This window comes from Streptomyces milbemycinicus (genome assembly GCF_002154605.1).
In the GTDB taxonomy this organism is placed as follows: domain Bacteria; phylum Actinomycetota; class Actinomycetes; order Streptomycetales; family Streptomycetaceae; genus Streptomyces; species Streptomyces milbemycinicus.
In genome coordinates, this window is the sequence record NZ_MUNE01000881.1 from 1 (window position 1) to 3,972 (window position 3,972).

The window sequence follows — 3,972 nt, forward strand, 5'->3', positions numbered from 1 at the left end:
GGCCACGGCGGGGACGGGGCATGCGGGGGCGTTCGCGGCGGTGTACGTGGCGATGGCGGCGGTGGCGCTGGTGGGGGCGGTGCTGACGACGCGGCTGCGGCCCGTCACCCAATAGAGTGGTACCACTTTGACCCCATCGACGGTACCGTTCTGGTATGGCAATGAATCTCCGTCTGCGTGACGACCAGCAAGAGGCGCTCAAGCGGCGGGCCGAAGAGGAGGGCCGCAGCATGCACGCCATAGTGCTTCAGGCGATCGACCGGTATCTGGAGCAGGAGGCCGACCGGGAATCCGTCCGGCGCCTGGGGGCGAAGTACGCGGCACGCCATGCGGACCTGCTGCGGAGGCTGGGGGAGTAAGTGAAGTACCTGACGGTCCAGGAAGTGCTGGACCTCACGGAAATGGCCTGTGGGGGGCAGCAGATCGCGGTGCGCGACCTTGGTCTGCTGAGTTCGGCGGTGTACCGCCCGCAGTCGCAGATGTTCGGCATCGAGGCATACACCGACCTGTTCGAGAAGGCGGCCGCGCTGTTTCAGTCGCTCGCTGCCAATCACCCGTTGGTGGACGGCAACAAGCGGATGACGTGGATGTCCACGGTCGTCTTCCTCGACATCAACGGCACGGAGATGCTCGACGTCGACCAGGACGAGGCGTACAAGCTCGTCGTCGGCGTGGCCTCGGGTGCGATCGAGGACGTCGACGACATCGCGGCCGGACTGCGCGCGCTGCACGCGGCGATGTGAGCTGAATCCCACCTCCGGGTGGACCCGGGGCGTAGCCCCCAAGCGTGAAGGATGACACCGGTAGGCTGACGCGGTCCTCGAACCCCTCGCCGATCAGCCCGACGGAGACCGTGACTACTACCGCCTCCTCCACCACCAGCCATCACCTCTCGCCCGCCTTCCCCGGGCGGGCCCCTTGGGGTACCGCGAGCAAGCTGCGCGCCTGGCAGCAGGGCGCGATGGAGAAGTACGTACAGGAGCAGCCCCGCGACTTCCTCGCGGTCGCCACCCCCGGCGCCGGCAAGACCACCTTCGCGCTGACACTCGCCTCCTGGCTGCTGCACCACCACGTCGTGCAGCAGGTGACGGTCGTCGCGCCGACCGAGCATCTGAAGAAGCAGTGGGCGGAGGCCGCGGCCCGGATAGGCATCAAGCTGGACCCCGAGTACAGCGCCGGGCCCCTCGGGCGGGATTACCACGGCGTCGCCGTCACCTACGCGGGCGTCGGCGTGCGGCCGATGCTGCACCGCAACCGCTGCGAGCAGCGCAAGACCCTCGTCATCCTCGACGAGATCCACCACGCCGGCGACTCCAAGTCCTGGGGCGAGGCATGCCTGGAGGCGTTCGAGCCGGCGATCCGCCGGCTCGCGCTGACCGGCACCCCCTTCCGGTCCGACACCAACCCCATCCCCTTCGTTGCCTACGAGGAGGGCAACGACGGCATCCGGCGCTCGGCCGCCGACTACACCTACGGATACGGCAGCGCCCTGAACGACGGCGTCGTCCGGCCGGTCATCTTCCTCTCCTACAGCGGCAACATGCGCTGGCGGACCAAGGCCGGCGATGAGCTCGAAGCCCGGCTCGGCGAGCCGATGACCAAAGACGCCGTCTCGCAGGCCTGGCGCACCGCGCTCGACCCGCGCGGCGACTGGATGCCGAACGTGCTGCGCGCCGCCGACCAGCGGCTCACCGAGGTCCGCAAGTCCATCCCGGACGCGGGCGCGCTCGTCATCGCGACCGACCAGGACTCGGCGCGCGCGTACGCCAAGCTGATCCGTGAGATCACCGGCAGTAAAGCCACCATCGTGCTGTCCGACGACTCCGGGGCCTCACAGCGCATCGAGGACTTCAGCCATTCCGAAGACCGCTGGATGGTCGCGGTCCGCATGGTGTCGGAAGGTGTGGACGTGCCGCGCCTGGCCGTCGGCGTCTACGCGACCACGATCTCCACCCCACTGTTCTTCGCACAGGCCGTCGGCCGTTTCGTACGGTCCCGGCGGCGCGGCGAGACCGCCTCCGTCTTCCTGCCCACCATCCCCATGCTGCTCGGCTTCGCGAACGAGATGGAGGTCGAACGCGACCACGTCCTCGACAAGCCCAAGAAGGAGGGCGAGGAGGAGGACCCGTACGCCGAGGAGGAGAAGCTTCTCCAGGAGGCCGAGAAGCAGCAGGACGAGGACACCGGCGAGCAGGACATGCTGCCCTTCGAGGCGCTGGAGTCGGACGCGGTCTTCGACCGGGTGCTCTACGACGGCGCCGAATTCGGCATGCAGGCGCACCCGGGCAGCGAAGAGGAGCAGGACTACCTCGGCATCCCCGGGCTCCTGGAGCCCGACCAGGTGCAACTGCTGCTCCAGCGGCGGCAGGCGCGGCAGATCGCGCACAGCCGCAAAAAGCCGGACACCGAGGCTGACTTGCTGGAACTCCCGGCGGAGCGGCGGCCGGTCGTCACCCACAAGGAGCTGCTCGAGCTGCGCAAGGAGCTCAACTCCTTGGTGGGGGCGTACGTCCACCAGAGCGGCAAGCCGCACGGGGTGATCCACACCGAGCTGCGCCGGGTGTGCGGCGGACCGCCGAGCGCGGAGGCGACGGCGGGGCAGATCCGGGAGCGGATCAAGAAGGTGCGGGAGTGGGCGACGCGGATGCGGTGACGGCGTACGCCGTGGCGTCGGCCGCGCCGAGCGGCCCGACGCCGTACGCGGCGCCCCGACGCCGTACGCCGTACAGGTCCCCTCGACCCCGGCCGCGCCGACGTCCGGGCGGACGTCCGCGCCGACGTCCGACGCCGTACGTCCGCGGAAGGGCTTCCCCGTAAGCCCTTCCGCCTTGTATATGAGCCCGCCGTATCCGCGCCCACTCTTGCCATCGCCCGCCCGCAGAATCGCGACGAATGCCCACCAATCCGGCGTATTTACGACCCCCGCGGGGCAGCTCCGCTCGGATTCTGGACAAACTCTTTCGCTTAGCGGACCGGCTCGCTACCGTTCCGGCCAACGCACACGCCCCGTGGCAGCGCCGCCGCGGAGCGCAGCCGGTGCGTGCGACCACGACCGGCGGCCTCTGGCGCGCCGTCGCCAGGACCGGCGGCGCCCTCCGCCAAGAGCCGCCACTCATACGGAGGAGGGGGCGTCGTGACCGCGGAGACCTCCCAGACGCTCGACCGAGGACTGCGCGTCCTCAAACTGCTCGCCGACACCGACCACGGGCTGACCGTGACCGAGCTGTCCAACAAGCTCGGCGTCAACCGCACCGTGGTGTACCGCCTGCTGGCCACGCTCGAACAGCACTCCCTCGTACGCCGCGACATCGGCGGCCGCGCGCGGGTCGGGCTCGGCGTGCTGCAGCTCGGCCGCCAGGTCCATCCGCTGCTGCGCGAGGCGGCGCTGCCCGCGCTGCGCGCCCTCGCCGACGACATCGGCGCCACCGCGCACCTCACCCTGGTCGACGGCGCGGAGGCGCTGGCGGTCGCGGTCGTCGAACCGACCTGGACCGACTACCACGTCGCCTACCGGGCCGGCTTCCGCCACGCCCTGGACCGCGGCGCCGCGGGCCGCGCCATCCTGTCCGCCCGCTCGGGCCGGGGCGGCGACCCCGGCTACGTCCTCACCCACGGCGAACTGGAAGCGGGCGCGAGCGGTGCGGCCGCGCCCCTGGTCGGGGTGACCGGGATCGAGGGCAGTGTGGGCGTGGTGATGCTCTGCGACGCGGTGCCGGAACGGGTCGGTCCGCGCGTAGTAGACGCGGCCCGCGAGGTCGCGGACGCCCTGCGCTGATGGTTTGCGCCGCGGTCTGGGGTTGATGACCTGCGTTGACGGCTTGCGCTGACGCCTGGCGCCGACGGCCTGCGCCGCCGCGCGCCGAATCGCCGCGCGCTGTGCCCCCGCCCGCCTGCTCCCTCCTGCCGCTAGTGCCCGGACCGCCAGCCGTCGTCCGGACCGCAGGCCGCAGGCTGCGGCCTGCGGTCCGGACG

4 protein-coding genes are annotated in these 3,972 nt (G+C 70.9%); all 4 read left to right on the forward strand.

Annotated features, from left to right (window positions below; genetic code table 11):
- The first annotated feature begins 161 nt into the window (after positions 1-161).
- The 4 genes from CCN51_RS48185 to CCN51_RS48200 all read left to right on the forward strand — a co-directional run bounded on the left by CCN51_RS48185 (position 162) and on the right by CCN51_RS48200 (position 3,775).
- Entirely contained in the window at positions 162-359 is a 198-nt protein-coding gene (locus CCN51_RS48185) for an Arc family DNA-binding protein (protein ID WP_014179215.1), read from the forward strand.
- Complete coding sequence (locus CCN51_RS48190; protein ID WP_014179216.1) at positions 360-743, forward strand: type II toxin-antitoxin system death-on-curing family toxin; 384 nt, start codon at positions 360-362, stop codon at positions 741-743.
- Positions 744-853: 110 nt separating this feature from the next.
- A complete protein-coding gene (locus tag CCN51_RS48195; protein WP_078610953.1) occupies positions 854-2,653 on the forward strand; it encodes a DEAD/DEAH box helicase in 1,800 nt (599 codons plus the stop codon).
- A gap of 480 nt (positions 2,654-3,133) precedes the next feature.
- Positions 3,134-3,775: an IclR family transcriptional regulator gene (locus CCN51_RS48200; protein ID WP_014179218.1), complete on the forward strand. Its 642-nt coding sequence runs from the start codon at positions 3,134-3,136 to the stop codon at positions 3,773-3,775.
- The last annotated feature ends 197 nt before the right edge of the window (positions 3,776-3,972 follow it).

Bases quoted from the DNA above. Each gene is read 5' to 3' on its own strand.
- CCN51_RS48185 (WP_014179215.1), top strand. From the start codon at position 162: ATGAATCTCCGTCTGCGTGACGACCAGCAAGAGGCGCTCAAGCGGCGG.